This is a genomic window from Limnoglobus sp. (assembly GCF_059499385.1).
In genome coordinates this window covers 72,979-91,781 of record NZ_JCABYM010000042.1, presented here as the reverse complement: position 1 = coordinate 91,781, position 18,803 = coordinate 72,979, and the positions used below count along the sequence as shown (strand labels likewise).

The 18,803-nt window shown below is 68.8% G+C and carries 17 protein-coding genes, 1 tRNA gene and 1 pseudogene; 11 read left to right on the top strand and 8 right to left on the bottom strand.

Going from position 1 to position 18,803, the window contains the following annotated elements; all coding sequences use genetic code 11:
* Positions 1 to 209 precede the first annotated feature (209 nt).
* Positions 210 to 1,751: a glutamine-hydrolyzing GMP synthase gene (gene guaA, locus AC5JJ2_RS07520; protein ID WP_495857356.1), complete on the bottom strand. Its 1,542-nt coding sequence runs from the start codon at positions 1,749 to 1,751 to the stop codon at positions 210 to 212.
* A 141-nt stretch (positions 1,752 to 1,892) separates the two neighbouring features.
* Complete coding sequence (gene proC, locus AC5JJ2_RS07515; RefSeq protein WP_495857355.1) at positions 1,893 to 2,711, bottom strand: pyrroline-5-carboxylate reductase; 819 nt, start codon at positions 2,709 to 2,711, stop codon at positions 1,893 to 1,895.
* Between the two features lie 380 nt (positions 2,712 to 3,091).
* Between proC and AC5JJ2_RS07510 the strand changes: the two genes are divergently transcribed.
* From AC5JJ2_RS07510 to AC5JJ2_RS07495, 4 genes are all read left to right on the top strand, one after another.
* Positions 3,092 to 4,480, top strand: a complete 1,389-nt coding sequence (locus tag AC5JJ2_RS07510) for an MFS transporter (RefSeq protein ID WP_495857354.1) — start codon at positions 3,092 to 3,094, stop codon at positions 4,478 to 4,480.
* A 240-nt stretch (positions 4,481 to 4,720) separates the two neighbouring features.
* The gene (locus AC5JJ2_RS07505) at positions 4,721 to 4,981 is read left to right on the top strand and encodes a hypothetical protein (RefSeq protein ID WP_495857353.1); all 261 of its coding nucleotides are present in this window, start codon (positions 4,721 to 4,723) and stop codon (positions 4,979 to 4,981) included.
* 19 nt (positions 4,982 to 5,000) lie between these two features.
* Entirely contained in the window at positions 5,001 to 5,543 is a 543-nt protein-coding gene (gene msrA / locus AC5JJ2_RS07500) for a peptide-methionine (S)-S-oxide reductase MsrA (RefSeq protein ID WP_495857352.1), read from the top strand.
* A gap of 130 nt (positions 5,544 to 5,673) precedes the next feature.
* The gene (locus AC5JJ2_RS07495) at positions 5,674 to 6,318 is read left to right on the top strand and encodes a bifunctional 4-hydroxy-2-oxoglutarate aldolase/2-dehydro-3-deoxy-phosphogluconate aldolase (protein WP_495857351.1); all 645 of its coding nucleotides are present in this window, start codon (positions 5,674 to 5,676) and stop codon (positions 6,316 to 6,318) included.
* Positions 6,319 to 6,543: 225 nt separating this feature from the next.
* On the opposite strand, the gene AC5JJ2_RS07490 is transcribed toward AC5JJ2_RS07495, so the two are convergent.
* From AC5JJ2_RS07490 to AC5JJ2_RS07480, 3 genes are all read right to left on the bottom strand, one after another.
* Positions 6,544 to 7,107: a flagellar motor protein MotB gene (locus AC5JJ2_RS07490; RefSeq protein WP_495857350.1), complete on the bottom strand. Its 564-nt coding sequence runs from the start codon at positions 7,105 to 7,107 to the stop codon at positions 6,544 to 6,546.
* 1 nt (position 7,108) lies between these two features.
* Positions 7,109 to 7,969, bottom strand: a complete 861-nt coding sequence (motA, locus tag AC5JJ2_RS07485; protein ID WP_495857349.1) for a flagellar motor stator protein MotA — start codon at positions 7,967 to 7,969, stop codon at positions 7,109 to 7,111.
* A gap of 146 nt (positions 7,970 to 8,115) precedes the next feature.
* On the bottom strand, positions 8,116 to 9,435 hold the full coding sequence (locus AC5JJ2_RS07480; RefSeq protein WP_495857348.1) for a PQQ-binding-like beta-propeller repeat protein: 1,320 nt from the start codon (positions 9,433 to 9,435) through the stop codon (positions 8,116 to 8,118).
* A 90-nt stretch (positions 9,436 to 9,525) separates the two neighbouring features.
* Between AC5JJ2_RS07480 and AC5JJ2_RS07475 the strand changes: the two genes are divergently transcribed.
* The 4 genes from AC5JJ2_RS07475 (at position 9,526) to AC5JJ2_RS07460 (ending at position 11,199) form a co-directional block, all read left to right on the top strand.
* Positions 9,526 to 10,101 carry an ATPase gene (locus AC5JJ2_RS07475; protein ID WP_495857347.1) on the top strand — a complete coding sequence of 192 codons (576 nt, stop codon included), beginning with the start codon at positions 9,526 to 9,528 and terminating at the stop codon, positions 10,099 to 10,101.
* A gap of 7 nt (positions 10,102 to 10,108) precedes the next feature.
* Positions 10,109 to 10,312 (top strand): hypothetical protein, encoded by a 204-nt coding sequence (locus AC5JJ2_RS07470; RefSeq protein ID WP_495857346.1) that lies wholly within the window; start codon positions 10,109 to 10,111, stop codon positions 10,310 to 10,312.
* Positions 10,309 to 11,079: a hypothetical protein gene (locus AC5JJ2_RS07465; RefSeq protein WP_495857345.1), complete on the top strand. Its 771-nt coding sequence runs from the start codon at positions 10,309 to 10,311 to the stop codon at positions 11,077 to 11,079. Before AC5JJ2_RS07470 ends, AC5JJ2_RS07465 begins: the two co-directional genes overlap by 4 nt.
* A gap of 36 nt (positions 11,080 to 11,115) precedes the next feature.
* Positions 11,116 to 11,199 (top strand) — tRNA-Leu (locus AC5JJ2_RS07460).
* Between the two features lie 62 nt (positions 11,200 to 11,261).
* On the opposite strand, the gene AC5JJ2_RS07455 is transcribed toward AC5JJ2_RS07460, so the two are convergent.
* From AC5JJ2_RS07455 to mscL, 3 genes are all read right to left on the bottom strand, one after another.
* Positions 11,262 to 14,192: a PQQ-dependent sugar dehydrogenase gene (locus AC5JJ2_RS07455; RefSeq protein ID WP_495857344.1), complete on the bottom strand. Its 2,931-nt coding sequence runs from the start codon at positions 14,190 to 14,192 to the stop codon at positions 11,262 to 11,264.
* Between the two features lie 277 nt (positions 14,193 to 14,469).
* A complete protein-coding gene (locus AC5JJ2_RS07450; protein WP_495857343.1) occupies positions 14,470 to 16,644 on the bottom strand; it encodes a DEAD/DEAH box helicase in 2,175 nt (724 codons plus the stop codon).
* A 119-nt stretch (positions 16,645 to 16,763) separates the two neighbouring features.
* Positions 16,764 to 17,147: a large conductance mechanosensitive channel protein MscL gene (gene mscL / locus AC5JJ2_RS07445; protein ID WP_495857342.1), complete on the bottom strand. Its 384-nt coding sequence runs from the start codon at positions 17,145 to 17,147 to the stop codon at positions 16,764 to 16,766.
* Positions 17,148 to 17,246: 99 nt separating this feature from the next.
* On the opposite strand from mscL, the gene scpB reads away from it, so the two are divergent.
* The 3 genes and pseudogenes from scpB to AC5JJ2_RS07430 form a co-directional block, all read left to right on the top strand.
* Positions 17,247 to 17,909 (top strand): SMC-Scp complex subunit ScpB, encoded by a 663-nt coding sequence (scpB, locus tag AC5JJ2_RS07440; RefSeq protein ID WP_495857341.1) that lies wholly within the window; start codon positions 17,247 to 17,249, stop codon positions 17,907 to 17,909.
* Between the two features lie 143 nt (positions 17,910 to 18,052).
* Complete coding sequence (locus AC5JJ2_RS07435) at positions 18,053 to 18,388, top strand: hypothetical protein (RefSeq protein ID WP_495857340.1); 336 nt, start codon at positions 18,053 to 18,055, stop codon at positions 18,386 to 18,388.
* A 112-nt stretch (positions 18,389 to 18,500) separates the two neighbouring features.
* Positions 18,501 to 18,701, top strand: a pseudogene (locus AC5JJ2_RS07430) (Rdx family protein); the annotation flags it as partial.
* Positions 18,702 to 18,803: the final 102 nt, after the last annotated feature.

The window sequence follows — 18,803 nt, the reverse complement described above, 5'->3', positions numbered from 1 at the left end:
CCCCCGCCCCCCCCCCCCGCCCCCCCCCCCCCCCCCCCCCCCCCCCCCCCCCGGCTGCCGGCCTCGGACGCGAAAGCCGCGACAGAAGGAAGGTTACCCCCCTCCCTAACCCTCCCCCCCAAGGGGGGAGGGAACAAGACAACGGACCCCGGATGCGTGCTCGGGCCGGCCTTCGTTCCGCGTTCCGAACTCCGCGATCCGCGCTCGACTCACTCCCACTCGATCGTCGCGGGCGGCTTGCTGCTGATGTCGTACACGACGCGGTTGACGCCCTTGACACGGTTGATGATCGCCGTCGAGACGCGGGCCAGCAGGTCGTGCGGGAGGTGGCTCCAGTCGGCCGTCATGAAGTCGTCCGTCTGCACGCAACGGATCGCGACCGTGTTCTCGTAGGTCCGACCGTCGCCCATCACACCCACACTTTGCACCGGCAGCAGCACCGCGAACGCCTGGGCCGTCTTCCGGTACCACCCGGCCTTCCGCAGCTCGTCCAGGAAGATCGTGTCGGCCTTCCGAAGCGTCGTCAGCTTCTCGCGGGTGACTTCGCCCAAACACCGGACCGCGAGGCCGGGGCCGGGGAACGGGTGCCGCCACACCACGTCTTCGGGCAAACCCAGTTCCAGCCCGAGGCGGCGGACCTCGTCCTTGAACAGGTCGCGGAGCGGTTCGACCAGCTCGAACCCGAGTTCCGCCGGCAGCCCGCCGACGTTGTGGTGCAACTTGATCGTCGCGGCCGGTCCGTCGGCGGAGCCGCCGGACTCGATCACGTCCGGGTAGAGCGTCCCCTGCGCCAGGAAGTGCGCGTCCGGGATCGCCTCCGCCTCGTGCTTGAAGACTTCCACGAACACGCGGCCGATGATCTTCCGCTTCTCCTGCGGGTCGGTCACGCCCTTGAGCGCGTCCAGGAAGCGGTCGGCCGCGTCGACGACGTGCAGGTCGGCCTTGAACCAGTCGCGGAACGTGTGGCGGACGAGGTCGGTCTCGCCCTCCCGCATCATGCCGTTGTCCACGTAGATGCACGCCACCTGTTGCCCGATGGCCTTCACCAGGAGCGCCGCGCACACGGCCGAATCGACGCCGCCGGAGAGGCCGCAGATGACCCGCTTGGTCCCGACCTGGGCGCGAATCTTCGCGACCGTCTCGTCGATGAACGTCTGCATCTTCCAGAGGCCCTGGCAGCCGCACACGTCGCGGAGGAAGTTCGCCAGAATCTGGCCGCCGTGCGGCGTGTGGCTGACCTCCGGGTGGAACTGGATGCCGTACACCGGCCGCGTCTTGTGCTTGACGGCCGCGACCGGGCAGGTGTCCGTCGCGGCGAGCGGGACGAAGTCGCCGGACATGGTGTGGACCTGGTCGCCGTGGCTCATCCAGACGGTCGATTCCGGCGGGTAGCCGCGGAACAGCTGGTTCGCGTTCGTCACGCTGAGCGTGGCCCGGCCGAACTCGCGGGCGGCGGCTGGGGCGACGTTGCCGCCGAGCGCCTGACACGCGAGCTGCATCCCGTAGCAGATGCCCAACACCGGAATGTTCAAGTCGAAGATTTTCGGGTCGCACTTCGGCGCGCCGGGTTCGTACACGCTCGCCGGGCCGCCGGAGAAGATAATCCCCTTCGGGTTCAGCTCCTTGACCCGCTCGGCCGTGATGTCGTGCCGGACGAGCTGGCAGAAGACGTTCTGGTCGCGGACCCGCCGGGCGATGAGCTGCCCGTACTGCGCGCCGAAGTCGAGGACGAGGACGAGTTCTTGGTTCATGATGAAGTCCGAAAAATGCGTGTTCACCGCGGAGGGCGCAGAGGGCGCGGGGGAAAGACAGGAAGAGATTTCAAAGAGGTGTCTTTTGAACTCGCTCTTTGTTTTTCTCCGCGCCCTCTGCGCCCTCCGCGGTGAACACGCTTACTTCTTCTCTCCTAATTCGGTGGCCCGCCGCGCGGCGGCTTCGACCGCGTCCATGAGGCCGCCGCGGACGCCGGCCCGCTCGAGGGCGTGCAGGCCGGCGATGGTCGTGCCGCCCGGCGACGCGACGGCGTCCTTCAACACGCCGGGATGACTGCCGGTTTCCAGCACCATCTTCGCGGAGCCGAGGACCGTTTGCGCCGCGAGGGCGAGGGCCACGTCCCGCGGGAGGCCGGCGCGGACGCCGCCGTCGGCCAAGGCCTCGATCATCACGTACACGAACGCCGGGCCGCTGCCGCTGAGGCCGGTCACGGCGTCGAGCTGCGACTCGGGGACCGCGTAAGCCTTGCCGACGGCGTTGAAGAGCTGATCGACGAGGGCCACGTCCGCCTTCGTCGCGGCGGGGCCGGCGGCGATCCCGGCGGCGCTCGCCCCGACCAGGCACGGCGTGTTCGGCATGACGCGGACCAGCCGCGTGTCCGTGCCGAGGTGCTCGGCCAGCTGCTTCAGCGTGACGCCGGCCGCGATGGAGATGACGACGTGGTTATCGCTCAGGGCCGACCGGACTTCACCTAGGGCGGCGGCCATCGTCTGCGGCTTCACGGCCAGAACGAGGACGGGGGCGGCCGCGGCGACCTCGGCGTTCGACGTGACGGATCGGACGCCGGTGGCGGACGTGAACTTCTCGCGGGCGCTCAGGTACGGGTCGCTGGCGAGGCTCTTGGCGGCGTCGAGCAGCCCGGCCGCGGCCCACCCGCGGGCGAGGGCGGTGGCCATCTGCCCGGCCCCGAGGAACCCGATCGCGTGCGGCGTGGTCATGGCGTCATCTCGAACGAACGGCGGCCCGACTTCCGAAGTCCGGCTTCGACTTCGGAAGTCGAGCGGGACCGGCACCGACGGGCGGGGAGGGACGCCCCCGCGGGGGATCGACTTCCGAAGTCGAAGCCGGACTTCGGAAGTCTGGGTTTCCGACCGCCCGCCGTTAAGGAAACGATCATCATAGCAACTGCGGCCGCCGCGAGGAAACGCTGGCGTTTCCCCGCGGCATCGGATATACCATCGCGAACCCTCCCAACCGGCCAAAGTAGTAGGCACACTCCGTGTGCCGTCTCCTGGCTGCCGCGGCGAGTACGTGGGTGCCGCTGCGACCGACTGCAAACGGCACACGGAGTGTGCCTACTACTATCACGAGAATTCCCATGTCCGACCCCGCCGCCCCCCGCACCGGATGGGCCAGCCTCAAGGAACTCAACGGCTACCAGTGGTTCGTGTTCATCGTCTGCTGCCTGGCGTGGGACCTCGACTGCCTCGACCAGCAGCTGTTCGTCCTCGCCCGCGACCCGGCCATCGCGTCGCTGCTCAACAAGCCGGTCAACGACCCGGAGGTCGGCAAGCTCGGCGGGTACGCGACGGCCGTGTTCATGATCGGGTGGGCCATTGGCGGGATCGGGTTCGGCGTCCTCGGCGACCGCCTCGGCCGGGTGAAGACGCTCACCATGACGATCGGCCTGTACGCGCTGTTCACCGGCCTCAGCGCCCTCTCGACCGGGGTGGAAGACTTCATGCTCTACCGGCTGCTCACCGGCCTCGGCGTCGGCGGGGCGTTCGCCGCCGCCGTCGTGCTGCTCGCCGAGACCGTCCCCGACCGGCCGCGGCCGTACATCCTCGGCCTGTTCCAGGCGTCGAGCGTCATCGGCAACTGCGGGGCGGCGCTCATCAGCATGTACCTCGGTGGGCTTCAGAAGGACGGGGCGTTCGCCAGCTACCAGTGGCTGACGCCGTGGCGGGTCATGTTCCTCATCGGCATCCTGCCCGGCATCCTGCTCGTCATCGTGCAGTTCTCGCTGAAGGAACCGGCGAAGTGGCAGGCGATGCGGGACGCCGAGCGGGCCGGGGCGCGGCCGTCGCCGTGGCAGGCGTTCTTCGGCACGCTGACGGCGCTGCTCACCACGCCGCCGTGGGCGAAGCGGGTCGTCCTCGGGCTGCTGCTCACCAGCGCCGGCGTGATCGGGTTGTGGGGCATCGGCTTCTTCTCCCCGCGGCTGACGACGCTGGCCCTGGAGAACACGCTGAAGGCCGAGGGGTTCGCCGGGGCGGAGCTGAGCGGCGAACTCGGCAAGTGGCGGGGCATCACGTCGCTGCTTCAGAACCTCGGCGCGTTCCTCGGCATCTTCGCGTTCAGCTGGGTGACGGGGATGTTCGGCCGGCGGAAGACGTTCGCCCTGTTCTTCCTCCTGGCGGCGGCCGCCACGGCGTACACGTTTTTCAACCTGCAAACCCGCGAGGACATCTTCTGGATGATTCCGATCATGGGGTTCTGCCAGCTCGCGCTGTTCGGCGGGTACGCGATCTACCTGCCGGAGCTGTTCCCGACGAAGTTCCGCAGCACCGGCACGAGCTTCTGCTACAACGCCGGCCGGTTCCTCGCCGCGACCGGGCCGTTCACCCTCGCGCACCTGACCACGTCGGTCTACACGGGGCCGGATGCGTTCCGGTACGCCGCGGTGACGATGTGTTCCGTGTTCCTCCTCGGGCTGCTCGTCCTGCCGTTCCTGCCGGAAACGAAGGATCAGCCGCTGCCGGAGTAGATTCGCTGCGATTTTAACTCTGGGCGGAGGCCGGAATGTCACGGCCTCCGCCCGCATAACCTTGTTCGCCGACCGCGAGACGCGGGGATGCTGCGGCGGATTCGGGAGCCGTCATTCGTCATTAGTTCTCGGTGATTAGTGACCGGAGAACGCGGCTTCTGGTCTTTCCAAGCACGAAGAACGAATCACCAATCACACCGCTCGTAGAATGCCCTCCGTCCCTCCCGGAGGTTTCCCGCGATGGTGCTGCCGACGGTCCCCGACTGGTTGAAGAAGCGCGACGGCGGCCTGACGGCCGGCGTCGGCCCGTACACGGCGTTCGTCGTCCTCGGCGGGCAGCCGCAGTACCGGCTGGACGTGCGGCCGGCGAAGGGCGAGTTCGTGTGCGCCGTCACCCAGACGAACAACGGCAAGCGGCTCGACGGGGACGCCAAGTTCCCGACCGGGGCGGCCGCCCTCGCCGGCGGCCTGGAGGCCCTCCGCGGCGCGCTCGGGTGGTAGAATGCCCGCGGAGGTGCATATGTCGATCCATCACGAAACGGCCACCCTCGGCGGCGGGTGCTACTGGTGCCTCGAAGCCTGCTTCGAGAACCTGCAGGGCGTGTTGTCCTGCGAGTCCGGGTTCATGGGCGGGGCCGTCCCCAACCCGACGTACCGGGCCGTCTGCGGCGGCAACACCGGGCACGCCGAGGTCGTGCAGGTCACGTTCGAGCCGGGCATTCTCTCCTACGAGCAGTTGCTCGAAGCCTTCTTCGCGATCCACGACCCGACGACGCTCAACCGCCAGGGGGCGGACGTGGGTACGCAATACCGCTCCGCCATCTTCTACCACTCGCCGGACCAGAAGCGGGTCGCGGAAGAGGTGATCGCGCGGCTGACGGCCGAGAAGATTTGGCCGAACCCGGTCGTCACCGAGGTCGTGCCGGTCGAGACGTTCTACCCGGCGGAGGCGTACCACCAGGGGTACTACCGGGCGAACCCGGCGCAGCCATACTGCGTGGCCGTGGTGTCGCCGAAGGTGGCAAAGTTGCGGCAGAAGTTCGCCGGCCGGTTGAAGGCGTGAGCCAACCCTGGGACCGCGGGCGTCCCGCCCGCCACGGCCCCAGCCGCTTGAGACGGGTCCCCGTGCGGGAGAGGTGGGCGGGCGGGACGCCCGCGGTCCCAGGGAAACCCACCCCGTTCGAGATTCGTCCATGCCCCGTGAAGCCGACCTGAAGCGTGTCACCGACGGCGGCCTCGTCGCCGTCGTGCGGTTCGCCGACCCCGCGCCGCTCGTGCAAGTCCTGCACGCGCTGGCCGACGGCGGCGTCGGCGTCGCCGAGGTCACGCTCACCGTGCCGAACGCCCTCGACGTGATCCGCGAGGCGAAGCGGCAACTCGGCGACCGCGTCCTCCTCGGCGCGGGCACGGTGCTGGACGCCGAGACCGCCCGCGCCGCGATCCTGGCCGGGGCGGAGTTCGTCGTTTCCCCGGCGGTGAACCTCGACGTGATCCGGCTGTGCCGGCGGTACGACAAGCTCGTGATGCCGGGGGCGTTCACGCCGACGGAGATTCTGACCGCGTGGGAGGCCGGGGCGGACGTGGTGAAGGTGTTCCCAGCGGACGTGCTCGGCCCGGCGTTCTTCCGGGCGGTCCGGGGGCCGCTGCCGCAGGTGAAGCTGATGCCGACCGGCGGCGTGGACCTGGCGACGGCCGCCGACTACCTGACGGCCGGGGCCGTCTGTCTCGGCGTCGGCGGGCAGCTCATCGACCCGAAGCTGGTCGCCGCGGGGGACTTCGCCGCGATCCGCGAGCTGGCGAAGAAGTACGTCGCGGTCGTGCGGCAGGCGCGGGGATGAGGTGGTTTTCAGGCTGAAAGCCTGGGAGCGCTCAGCCCAGGGCAACGCCCTGGGCGCGTGGACGCGGGAGGCATGTGCGTGTCTGGGATCGCCTTGTCGCAGGCTTTCAGCCTGCGGGGTGGTTGCGGTCCCCACCCAGGGCGTTGCCCTGGGCTGACATCTCCCACCCCTTTGGGGTGAAAACCGGGTGGTTGCGGCCGTCCGTTCGGGGTGAAAACCGCCGGGTCACGACGCGGCCAACAGGTCTTCCGCGATCTGCACCCACGTCACGTCCTTGAGCGTCGAGAACAGCAGGTTCTGGTAGACGCCCTTGTTCTGCGGCGCGACCTTCTGCGAGAACTCCTCCCGCAACCGCTTCGCCAGCGCGTCCGCCGCCACCTTCATGATCGGCTCCTGCCGCCGGACCACCTCCGGCGACTCGGCCGCGTCCGCCCGTTGCTTGTTCGCCTGGTCCCGCCAGTACTGCAGCGCCCGCTCGTCCTGGAAGATGCTGTCGCTGACCATCTTCGTCAGCGGGCTGTTCGGGTTCACCTCGGTGTACGAGGTCCGCCCCTTGCCGACGGCCGTGGCCTCCTCGTTCGGCACGGACCCGTGCGACGGCGTCGGCGTCACCGACCCCGGCGTGGACGGCCGCTTCGACACCCCGGCCGGGTCGATGAAGTAGTTCGCCACCGCCTGCTTCGTCTTCGTGTCCTGCGACCCGATCCACATGACCAGGAAGAACGCCATCATCGCGGTCACGAAGTCCGCGTAGGCCACCTTCCAGGAACCGCCGCCCTTCGCCGCCATGTCACGCCCCCTTCGCGTCCGCGAGCAACTTCTGCAACTCCCCCTGGGTCGGCCGGCAGTCGGTACCGAGCGCCCGGCGGGCGCGGGTGACCACGTCCCGCGGCCCGGCCCCCTCGCCGATGGCGACGACGCCGGACGCCACCGCCTTCAGGAACGCCGCCTCCACCTCGCCGACGGCCTCCAGCCGGCCGGCGAGCGGGGCGATGAACCCGTAGGCCATGAGGATGCCGAGGAACGTCCCGACGAGGGCCGCCCCGACCTTGTGCCCGATTTCTTCCACCGGCCCGCCGATGGCCTGCATCGTCACGACGATGCCGAGCACGGCCGCCACGATCCCGAAGCCGGGCAGCGAGTCCGACACCTTGTTGATCGCGCCGACGACGGCGTGGTGCTCCCGCTCGATGACGGCGATCTCCTCCTCCAGCCAGGCGTGCAGCTGCTCCGGCGTCGGCTTCCCGTCCACGAGCAGCGCGAGGCCGTCGCACACGAAGTGCTTCAGGTGGCCGTTGGCGAGGACCTTCGGCGATCCCTTGAAGATGCCGCTGTTCTGCGGCGCGCCGATGTGCGCCTCGAGGCCGAGGACGCCCTCTTGGCGGACGACCTTGCCGATGCCGTAGAAGAGCTTCAGCACGTCGGCGGCCGCCGCCTTGTTGTACGGCGACCCTTTGAGGACCGCGAGGATGCCGCGGACGAGGTCCTTGAGCGTCTTCATCGGCGTCATGATGATGAGCGCGCCGAGGGACGCCCCGCCGATGGTGACGAACTCGGACGGGTGGACGAGCGAGTGGGCGTGCCCGCCGGCCATGGTGAACCCGACGAGGACGGCCCCGAGGACCACGATTGCACCGACGATGACGACCACGGGACACCCTGGGAACGGAGGTTTCCAGGGTTATCGAAGGGGCGGGAACGGATTTGCGTGGCGCAATAACTGGCGAGCCGAGCGGCGTAAGCCGCCGGGTGAGGGAGATTAACCCGGCGGCTTACGCCGCTCGGCTCGCCTTACGCTTACTTCGCCAGGTCCACGCAGACGATCTCCTCGTCGTTGCGGGCGAACAGCTTCTTGTTCGCGAACGCCGGCATGCTCCACACGACCGTCCGGCCGCTGACCTTGTGCGTCGGCTTCAGCACGTTCGCCCGGCTGACCTCCTCGTACCCCTTCGGCGACAGCTTGCCGATCACCAGGTCGCCCTTCTCGGTGAAGAAGAAGAACCGGTCGCCGTTCTTGACGATGAACGCCGTCTCCGAGTTGCCGGACCGGCCGACGACCTCGTCCGTCTCCCACAGCCGCTTGCCGCTCGGCAACTCGACGGCGTACAGCTTCCCGTTCTGGTCGATCCCGTAGAGGACGCTGTCCACCAGCATCGGCTGCACGTTCACGGCCGAGACGCCGAACCCGCGCTTGTCCTTCCACACCGTCTCGGCGGTCTGCTTCCCGCCGCCGGTCGAAATCTTGAGTAGCAGGTTCTTGTTGTTCCACCCGCCGCCGAACACGTAGTCGCCGACGACGATCGGGGTCATGATAATGCTGCCGTTGTCGGCCGTGTACGGCTGCGTCCAGAGCCGCTTGCCGGTCTCCGGGTCGAGGGCCGTGAACGCCTTCGGCTTGAGCAGCACGAGCTGCCGGACGCCGCCGATGGTCACGATCGTCGGCGGGCAGTACCCGACCTCGTCCTTGCCGTTGGACGACTCGGCCTTCCAGATTTCCTCGCCCGTGTCCTTGTTGAGCGCGACGACGTGCGACCCGTCCCCGCCGGCGAGGGTGATGAGCTTCTGCCCGTCGATGAGCGGGTGCGCCGCGTAACCCCACAGCGGGGACCCGTTCTTGTACGTGTCCTTCAGGTTCTTCTGCCAGACGATCTTCTTCGCGTCGCCGACGGCGAAGCAGATGAGGTCGCCCTCCGCGCCGAGGGTGTAAACCTTCCCGCCGCTGACGAGCGGCGTACACCGCGGGCCGTTCGGGTAGCTGACGCGGTACTTGACCGGGTACTCGTGCTTCCAGACCTCCTTGCCGTCGGCCTCGTTGAGGCAGTGGACGCGCTCGATGCCGGTCAGTTCGGCCCCTTCCCAGTTCCCTTCCTTCACCTTGTCCTTGGTGACGTAGTCGGTGACGTAGACCTTGCCGTCGGCGACGGCCGGGCCGCTGTACGCGCCGGCGAGCGGCGTCCGCCACAGGACCTTCGGGCCGCCGGCGGGGAACGTCTCGACGACGCCGGTCTCCTTCCAGACATTGTCGCGGTCCGGCCCCATCCACTGCGGCCAGTCGTCGGCCCGGCCGACGGCGGCGGACAGCAGCACGAGCGCGAGGGTCGTCATCCGAACGGGCATGGCGGGTCTCCGGTTGAGGGTGGAATGGCGGAAGGTATACCGGCCGTGGTATCGTATCTAACACCCGACGACCGCGAGAGGGGACGCGCGATGCCCAGAGTCGTTGTGCTGGCCGGGATCAACGGGGCGGGGAAGACGACCGCGTCCCACACCATCCTCACGAAGGTGCTGAAGATCCCCTGTTTCACGAACGCCGACGCCATCGCCCGCGGGTTGAATGCGTTCAACCCCGAGAGTCAGGCGATGCGCGCCGGGCGAATCATGTTGGAGTTTCTGCACGATCTGGCCGCGAGCCGCGCCGACTTCGCCTTGGAAACAACGCTGGCCGGCAAGACCTACGCCCCGTGGCTGGAAGAACTGCGGGCCACCGGCTACGAGGTATACCTTTTCTACTATTGGCTGAAGAGTCCCGAACTGGCCATCGAGCGGGTGGCCGAGCGGGTGCGGGCCGGCGGGCACTTCATTCCCGACGCGACCGTTCGTCAGAGGTACGGCCGGAGCATCCGTAACTTTTTCGACCTGTACCGTCCCGTCACGACCGCGTGGCGGGTGTACGATAACAGCGACAAGCAGGGACGACTCATCGCGTTCGGTTCGCCGGATCGCGAAACCGTGATCGACGGCGACACGTGGTTGGATGTTCAACAAGGAGCCGGTCATGAGTGAGGCCGTGATGAGCCGACATAACGAAATGCTCGAGATGAACAAGCTGCTCGACGAGGCCCACGCGGAAGCGGCACGGGTCGCGCTGCTCGAACACGCCCGCATGGGCCGGTCCGTTTGCCAAGCCGGCCCGGACGGCGGCGTGGTCTGGATTACGCCGGCGGAAATCTTCGCCCGGTACGGCCTCGACGAGTTCGGCCGGCCGAAGCAATGACGGCCGACGCGGACGACTCCCGGACCGAGCGGCGGGCGTGGATCGTCTGGGGGGGGCTCGTCGCCGTCGCGGTCGGCGTGTACGAGGTGTTCCAGCAGCCGGCCCTCCTCGGGGCGACGATCAGCCTGAAGTTCGCGTGGGGCGACGCCCGTACCGGGTGGTGGCTCTGGACCCGCGACCCGAACCGCCGCCGCGGCCGGGCGCACTTCTGGGTGTATGCCGGGTTCGGCCTCTGGAAGGCCGCCATCGCCGGCATCGCCCTCTCGTTCGCGTTCCTGTTCCTCCACAACGCCCTGGTCGGGGCGTGGCAGAAGCCGCAAGGGAAGCAGGACGAGACGCTCACGATGATCTTCGCCGGGTCGTGCGTGTCCGGCCTGTCCGCGGCCGTGGCGTCCGGCCTCGTCACGTCCGTCGGCATCGTCCTCGGCTACCGGGCCGGGGCGAAGGTGTGGCTGAACTCCGCGGTCGCCGCCGCCCGCGTGCGGGACCTCTGGCCGCCGGACTTCGGGGAGCGGAACCAGCTCTCGGCCATCGCCCTGCCGTCCGCGTTCACGACCGCGCTCTCCGTCCTGGGGCTGCTCGTCGTCGGGCTGTTGGTCGTGTTCGAGCCGCAGGGCTGGGGCAAGGACGCGGTCGCCGCGGCCGTACTGGGGTTCATCGTCGCGCTAACGTTCGGGGCGCTCAAGCTGATGGACTGGACGAAGAACCATCTGATCGCGTACTCGCCGGTGGACGCCTGGCCGGACGAGGACGGGAATGGCCCTTGAAACCGCGGCCGCGGGCCGCATAATGCTCTATCCCACGCCGAGGTGGCGGAATTGGCAGACGCACTAGCTTGAGGTGCTAGCGGGGGCAACCCCATGCAGGTTCAAGTCCTGTCCTCGGCACTCGAAGAACGCGAAACGGGTTCCCAACGGGAACCCGTTCGTCGTTTCACGGGCCGCGCACCTCACCCGATCGTGATGCCGCCCTCGAGCGCTACCGGCAGCACGGGCCACGAGTCCAGCACCACGCCCGCCTCGTTCGTGACGGTCACGACGCCCGGCTGGTTCTCGCCCGTGCTCGTCACGATCTCCGCGCGGCCGTCGCCGTCCAGGTCGCGGGCCAGCACCCGCACCCCGCTCCGCCCGTTCGGGTCGCCGACGAAGAACTGCGTTTCCGGCCCGGCCCCCGTGAACCCGGCCGGCGTGCCGAACAGGACGCGGACGGCCGGGCCGCCGTCGAACCCGGCCCCGAGGATCAGGTCGTCGCGGCCGTCCGCGTTCGTGTCGCCGAGCGACACGTAGACCCCGTTGCGGAGGGCCGGGTCGAACGCGAAGAAGTCGGCGAACGTTCGCACGAACTGCCCCTGGAGCAAGTTCCGGCCGTCCCACCCGGCGACCCGCGGGCCGCCGGTGTTCCCGGCCGCGACGACGAGGTCGAGTTGCCCGTCGCCGTTCGTGTCGCCGGCCGCCGCCCGCGCGCCGCCGCGGAAGTTCGGGTCGTCGATGCCGAAGAAGTCGGCGAACACCTGGGTGTTGTTCGCCCGCACCACCCGGACCCGCGGGCCGCCGCCGAACCCGGCGGTCAGGATCAGGTCGTCCGTGCCGTCGCCGTCGAAGTCGGCGGCGGACACGTTCACGCCGCCGGTGAACGTCGGCTCGAACGCGAGGAACGTGCCGACGGTCAGCCCGGTGGCCCCGTCGGTGACGGTGACGACCGGCTGCCCGCCGGGGCCGGCCGCGGCCGCGGTGTCCGGCACGCCATCGCCGGTGAAGTCGCCGGTCGCGACGCTGACGCCGTGCCGGGTCGCCGGGTCGAACGCGAACCGCTCGGCCGTCAGGTTGCCGGCCGCGTCGAACGTCTTCACCACCGGCCCGCCGCCGAACCCGGCCCCGGCCGCGATCCCGTCTAACAGTTCGACCGGCCGCTCGTACACGGCCAGGTACGTCGTCGCCGTCGTCGGCGTGGAGAAGGTGCGGGCCGGCGTCGTCACGCCGTCGAACCAGCCGACGAACCGCCAGACGGCCCCGTCCACGGTCACTTCCGCTGGGACTTCCAACGTCCGCTCGATGCCGGCCACGCCGAGGTACGTGTGGACCCGGCCGACCGGCTGGCCGCCGAGCAGCACGTCCACGCCGGGGGCCGACGCCGCGACGGTGACGTTGGCCGTGACCGGCTTCAGGTCGCGGTACGTCGCGCCCTCGTGCCCGTCCGCGTCGCGGGCCGTGAGGATGACGCGGAAGAACACGTCGGCCGCGGTGTACGGCGTCGCCGTCGGGATGGTGAACGTGACCGACCCGCCGGCCGTCGGCGGGACGAACGGCCGGGACGCCGCCCCGGTGTGGTACTCGACCGTCCACGTCAGCGCCGACGCCGGCAGCGGGCCGGCCTCCGGGTCGGCCCCGACGCCGGTGAACGTGAACGTCTGGCCGGACACGTAGCTGTTCGTGTCCGGCCGCAGCGGGTCGGCGTCCGGCGACGTGATCGCCGCCGTCGGCGGGTCGCTCCTCGTCACGACCAACACGGCGGCCGTGCTTTCCACCGACCCGAAGTCGTTGCTCGCGACGACGCGGTAGCTCGCCGCGTGATCGCCGAGGGACACTGCGGGCACGGTGTACGTGCTCCCGGTCGCGCCCGGAATCGCCACGCCGTCCCGCGACCACTGGTACCGCAGCGGCCCGGCCCCGTTCGCGCTGACGCTCAGCGTCGTCGATTGGCCGACGTTGAGCCGCACGCCGACCGGCTGCACGGCAATCGCCGGCGCGTTCGCGAACCGCAGCCGGTACAGCCCGGCGTCCAGTCCCGTCTCGCCGCGGGCGAGGTAGTACAGGTCGCCGTTCGGCGCGGTATCGAGGTCGATCACGCCGCCCTTCGTCAGGTCCGTGGCGAACGGCGACACCTGCCCGGTGGCCGGGTCGTAGGTCTGGATGAAGTTCGCGATGAAGTCGGCGAAGAAGTAGTCGCCGGCGTACCGGGCCGGGAAGTTGTTCGCCGGCGGGGTGTAGAACGCGCCGCCGGTGATGGCCCGCGGGAAGTCCGGCGTGCCGAACGCCCCGTGCGCGTACTGGTAGACCGGGTTCGTGTACGCCGGGTTCGTGCCGGCCCCCTCGACGCCGGGCCACCCGTAGTTGCGGCCGGGGAGCAGCTCGTTGATCTCCTCGAACGCGCTCGCCCCCACGTCGTTGACGAAGATGCGGCCGGTCCCCGGCTGCACGTCGAACGTGAACGGGTTGCGGAACCCGACGGCGTAGATCGCCCGGTACTTCCCGGCCGGCGTCCCGGCGAGGCCGGCGAACGTCGTCGGGTTGTCGTCGGGGATCGACCCGTCCGGGTTCAGCCGGAGGATTTTCCCGGCCGTGCTGGCGAGCGACTGCGCCAGTTGGCCGTGGGCGTTGTCCCCGGTGGCGATGTAGAGCTTGCCGTCCGGGCCGAAGTGCATCGCCCCGCCGTTGTGCGTGCCGTTCTCGCCGGGCGGGAGGATCGGGTCGAGGTCGATGAGGACCAGTTCCGTCCCCGGCAGCACGACGCTGCCGTCCGTGGTGAACCGGCTGACGCGGTTGAACTCGACGGCCCCGGTGGCGACGGCCGGCCGGTAGTAGGCGTACACGTACCCGTTCGTCGCGAAGTCCGGGTCGAGGGTGAACCCGAGGAGGCCGAGTTCACCGTTGCTGCGGGTGTCGAGGTCGAACAGCGGCGTCGGCCGGACGACGCCGTCCTGCACGACCTTCACCTGCCCGTTCTGGAGGGCGACGAAGACGCGGCCGTCCGGGGCGACCTCCATCGACGACGGGTTGTCGATGCCGGTGGCGATCACCTGCTCGGTAAAGCCGGCGGGCAGCGTCGTGGGCGTGGACCGGTCTTCGAGTTGCTCGACTTTCAGCAGGCGATTCCGGCGCATGCAAAAACTCCTCGCGTCCGTGCGTGGCGGTGTACGTCCTTCAATCGTCACCGGCGGCGGGCGTCGGGCGCGGAAACGACGGGCGCGACGAGTGCGAGGGCGGGCGGCGGGCGGCGGATTCGTCGCAACGCGAGTGACCCGATTGAGCCGCACCGCCGGCACAACAGGCGGGCGGTGGGAGCACGTGGGGAAATCGGGGGGAAATGATTCAAGTCGGCAAGGCGAACGGCACGGCGTAAGCGTGCCGGTGAGACACGCAGGCGCATCACCGGCACGCTTACGCCGTGCCGTTCGCCTTCCGCTCCAGCCGCGCCCGTAGCTTCTGCACGGCGGCGCGGACCTGCTCGCCCACGTCCTCCGGCGGCGGTTCGCCCGCCGCCAGCGACTCCAGGAACGCCGCCGCCGCCCGCCACACGTCCGCCCCGCCGGCCGGCGCGGCCGCCTTCGCCGGCTCGCTCGCCGCCTTCGGCTCCGTCAGCAGGTCGCGGACGGCCTTCAACAGCGTCCCGCTCGCCACCGTGCTGAACAGCACCTCGTCGTCGTCCCCGTCGAACACGCCGGCGAACAGGTTCTGCTTCTGCTCCAGCGTCCGCAGCACCTTCTCCTCGATCGTGCCGCGGGTGACGAGGTTCACCACCCGCACCGGGCGGCTCTGGCCCATCCGGTGGACGCGGGCGATCCGCTGCTCCAGCACCGCCGGGTTCCACGGCAGTTCCAGGTTCACCACCGTGTCCGCGACCTGCAGGTTCAACCCCGTCCCGCCGGCGTCCGTGCTGAGGAACGCGCGGCACTCGGCGTCCGTCTGGAACTTCTTCAGCACCGCCTGCCGGTCCTTGCCGGCGAGGCCGCCGTGCAAGAGCGCGTACCCCACGTCGAGCTTGTCGAACAGCGCCGCCGTCTCCTGAATCATCGTCTCCCACTGGCTGAAGACGACGATCTTGTGCGCGTCATCCTCCAGCAACTCCGGCACGAGGTCCGCCAGCTCCGCGAGCTTCGGCGACACATGCGTCCGCTTGTCGAACAGGAACGTGCTGTCGCAGACCATCCGCATGTTCACGATGCACGCGAGGATCCGCTTCCGGTCCAGGTCCGTGAGGTAGCCCTTCTGCATCAGCCGGGCGAGCGTCGTCTTTTGATCCTCGTAAGGGGTCCGCTGCGCGTCGCTGAGTTCCACGAACACAGTGTTGTCCGTTCGCCCCGGCAGTTGCGTCAGCACCTCGGCCCGCGTCCGGCGGAGGAAGATCGGCTCCAACTTGTCGCGGATCGCGTCGAGGTTGCGATAGCCCTTGAGGTTCCCTTCGGCGTCCAGGACGCGGTGGTCGTGCAGGAACTGGAACGCCGGGCCGAACCGCCGCTCGTCCACGAACTGCACGATGCTGTAGAGTTCCTCCAGCCGGTTCTCCAGCGGCGTGCCGGTGAGGACCATCGCGTAGGGACTCTTCAGCCGCTTCACCTCGCGGGACGTTTTCGACTCCCAGTTCTTGATCCGCTGCGCCTCGTCGAGCACGATCACGTCCGGCTTCCACGCATTGATGGCGTCCCGGTCGCGGACGACCTGCTCGTAGTTCACGAGGCGGAAGAACGTCGGTTCGAGGTACTGCAGCTGCCGCGCCTCCGGGCTGCCGTCGATGATCTGCACGGCCCGGCTGGTGAACTTCTGTATCTCCGTCGCCCACTGGTACTTCACCGACGCCGGCGCGACGACGAGGACGCGGCTGATGTTGCGCTCGCGGACGAGAATCTCGACGGCCGCGAGCGTCTGGACCGTCTTACCGAGGCCCATGTCGTCGCCGAGGATGCTGCGGCCGCGGCAGGCCAGGAAGATCGCCCCGCGGGTCTGGTAGTCGTACAGCGGGACGTGGAGCAGCTGCCAGTCGAGCTTGCCCTCGGCGAGCAGTTCCAACCACTCGCGCTCCTTCCGCAGCATCTCGGCCTGCTCGACCTCCCGCTCGATGTACTCCATCGCGTCCGAGAGGACGGTCACTTCTTCCGGGATGCGCTGAATCTCCGGAACTAGGTCCTCGAACCGGCCCTTGCCGTGCCAGAGGCCCTTGTCATCGAAGAAGCGTTTCGCCAGTTGCGCGAGCTTGTCCGAGTGCCGGGCCGGGAGGTGCAGGCCGACGCGGAGTGGGTCGCCGTAGTTGAGGTACACCTCCGGCCGTGTGAACGTGGCCTTCTTCTTCTGGAGGTGCGCCGGCAGGTCGTCCTTCAACTCTTCGAGGACGGCCTCGATGTGCTTGCAGGTCCCGAGCGTATTGGACTTGAAGTCCGGGCAGGTGCAGGTGTTGTCGCCGACGTCGAACCCGTGGACGGTGACGGTGTACTGCCCCTTGCTCTCGGGGTTGGTGACGCGGTAGTCGGAGAAGACCCGCTTCTTGGTGAGGTTCTCGATGACGAACCGGCTCGCCTTCGCCCGCTGGCGGCGGATGTCGATCTGTTCCTCGCGCAACATGCAGACATCTTACGGGCCGCGGCCAACTATATAGCCGCCGGCTTGCCGGCGGGGTTTTGCGACCCCCAAATCCCGCCGGCAAGCCGGCGGCTATATGAAGGCAGGGCCGTAAGCACGGCCTACGCCGCCGGCCGCTTCTTCAACTCGTCCCGAATCTCCGCGAGAAGCACCTCCGTCGGCGTCGGTCCGGCCTTCGCCTCCTCTTTCTTCTGCATCCGGTTCATGGCCTTCACGACCAGGAACAGGCAGAACCCGATGATGACGAAGTTGAAGATCGCCTGGATGACGACGCCGATGGCGATGGCGGCGTCGCCGTAGATCGTCAGCTTGTACCCGCTGAAGTCGATGCCCCCGGTGAGCAGGCCGATGATCGGCATGAACAGCCCGGCGACGACGGCGTCCACGATCTTGCTAAACGCCGCCCCGATGACGACGCCGACGGCGAGATCGACGACGTTGCCGCGCATGAGGAATTTCTTGAACTCGGTCGCGAGACTGGTCATGACGGGACTCCGGATTGTGGGGACGAAACCGCAGAGACGTGAGAGGCCGCGAATACACTACGCCGATACTTGAGCGCGGGCCATACAAAAGCTCCAGACATGCAACCCTTCTCCCGACGCCTCGGCCCGGCCGCGCTCCGGCCGCACACCGCCCGGCCCGCGAACGCGCGGCCGCCGGCGGCGGTGAAACTGCTCCTCGGCCGCGCGGTGGCGGCCGCGGCCCCGGCCGACCCGCACGGCCGCGAGCCGAAGCTCGCCCGCGTCGAAGCGGCGTTCATGCTCGCCGACGAGCCGCTCACGTCCCGCCGGATCGCCGAGGCCGCCGACCTGCAAGACGGTAATGAGGCCCGCAAGCTCATCCAACGGCTCCGCGACCTGTATGAGGCCGAGGCCGCCCCGTTTCAAATCGTGGAGTTGGCGGGCGGGTATCAATTGCTGACGCGGGAGAGCTACCACCCGTGGCTGGTCCGGCTCCGCCGGACCGGGCACGACGTGCGGCTGTCCGCGGCCGCGATGGAGACGCTCGCGGTGATCGCGTACCGGCAGCCGATCATGCGGGCCGAGGTCGAGAAGGTCCGCGGCGTGAACTGCACGGACCTCATTCGGTTGCTGATGGAGAAGGGGTTGGTCCGGGCGGCCGGCCGGCACGACTCGCTCGGCCGGCCCCAGTTGTACGGGACGACGAAGAAGTTCCTCCAGGCGTTCGGCCTCAACGCCCTCAAGGACCTGCCGGAGGTGGCGGCGTTGAAGGCCCCGGGGTGAGTCTGCATATCGGGTATCATTTTCCGGAAAGTACAACATTTCCTCATACCCGTATCTTCCCCGCCTGCGCGTCGCGGGCTACCATCATCATTGAATACAGGGCGGCCACGCCGGCCGCCGGCATTCAAACTTCCGAGGTTATTATGGCTCGCGGGAAGAAGGGCGACGGCCCGAACAAGATGCAACTCGTGCGCGAGGCGATCGCCGAACTCGGCGCGAAGGCGAAGCCCCTCGCCATCCAGCAGCTCATCAAGGAGAAGCACAACCACGAGATCGGCACGCAGATGATTTCGTCCTACAAGTCGATGCTGAACAAGCCGAAGGGCCGCGGCCGCAAGCCCGGCCGCCCGGCGGCGTCCGCGGCCCCGGCCGGGACCGGCGGCAAGGGCGACTGGACGGACGACGTGGTGACGCTCCGCAAGCTGGTCGATCGCCTCGGCGCGACGCAGCTGCACAAGCTCATCGACGTGCTGTCGTGACCGACCCGTGCCTATAATGCCTACGCCCGGCGAGTTGCCGGGCGTGAGCTTTTTATGGAGGCGCGTGATGAAGCTGGAGTTGAAGTATTGCGCGGCGTGAGGGTACGAGCCGAAGGCCCTCAGTTTGGCGGGCCAAATCCTCAACACGTTCAAGCAGAAGGTGTCCGAGTTGAAGCTCATCCCGGCCAGCGGCGGGTGCTTCGAGTTCAAGGCGAACGACGAGTTGATTTATTCGAAGCTCGCGACCGGCGCGTTCCCGGACGAGCGGACGATGTTGGAGCAAGTCCAGGCGCGGCTGTCGGCGAAGCGATAGGCGATGTTTCTGTGGCGAGCCGAGCGGCGGTAGCCGCCGGGGTTGTGGAAGTAACCCGGCGGGGTACGCCCCGCGGGGCGCCGCGATAAGATCCCCACGCTC

Coding starts and splice junctions, on each gene's coding strand:
- AC5JJ2_RS07510 (WP_495857354.1), top strand. CDS start 3,092: ATGTCCGACCCCGCCGCCCCCCGCACCGGATGGGCCAGCCTCAAGGAA.
- msrA (WP_495857352.1), top strand. CDS start 5,001: ATGTCGATCCATCACGAAACGGCCACCCTCGGCGGCGGGTGCTACTGG.
- AC5JJ2_RS07495 (WP_495857351.1), top strand. CDS start 5,674: ATGCCCCGTGAAGCCGACCTGAAGCGTGTCACCGACGGCGGCCTCGTC.
- AC5JJ2_RS07450 (WP_495857343.1), bottom strand. CDS start 16,644: ATGTTGCGCGAGGAACAGATCGACATCCGCCGCCAGCGGGCGAAGGCG.
- proC (WP_495857355.1), bottom strand. CDS start 2,711: ATGACCACGCCGCACGCGATCGGGTTCCTCGGGGCCGGGCAGATGGCC.
- mscL (WP_495857342.1), bottom strand. CDS start 17,147: ATGACCAGTCTCGCGACCGAGTTCAAGAAATTCCTCATGCGCGGCAAC.
- AC5JJ2_RS07465 (WP_495857345.1), top strand. CDS start 10,309: ATGACGGCCGACGCGGACGACTCCCGGACCGAGCGGCGGGCGTGGATC.
- AC5JJ2_RS07470 (WP_495857346.1), top strand. CDS start 10,109: ATGAGCCGACATAACGAAATGCTCGAGATGAACAAGCTGCTCGACGAG.
- AC5JJ2_RS07480 (WP_495857348.1), bottom strand. CDS start 9,435: ATGCCCGTTCGGATGACGACCCTCGCGCTCGTGCTGCTGTCCGCCGCC.
- AC5JJ2_RS07435 (WP_495857340.1), top strand. CDS start 18,053: ATGGCTCGCGGGAAGAAGGGCGACGGCCCGAACAAGATGCAACTCGTG.
- scpB (WP_495857341.1), top strand. CDS start 17,247: ATGCAACCCTTCTCCCGACGCCTCGGCCCGGCCGCGCTCCGGCCGCAC.
- AC5JJ2_RS07475 (WP_495857347.1), top strand. CDS start 9,526: ATGCCCAGAGTCGTTGTGCTGGCCGGGATCAACGGGGCGGGGAAGACG.
- AC5JJ2_RS07490 (WP_495857350.1), bottom strand. CDS start 7,107: ATGGCGGCGAAGGGCGGCGGTTCCTGGAAGGTGGCCTACGCGGACTTC.
- AC5JJ2_RS07505 (WP_495857353.1), top strand. CDS start 4,721: ATGGTGCTGCCGACGGTCCCCGACTGGTTGAAGAAGCGCGACGGCGGC.
- AC5JJ2_RS07455 (WP_495857344.1), bottom strand. CDS start 14,192: ATGCGCCGGAATCGCCTGCTGAAAGTCGAGCAACTCGAAGACCGGTCC.
- guaA (WP_495857356.1), bottom strand. CDS start 1,751: ATGAACCAAGAACTCGTCCTCGTCCTCGACTTCGGCGCGCAGTACGGG.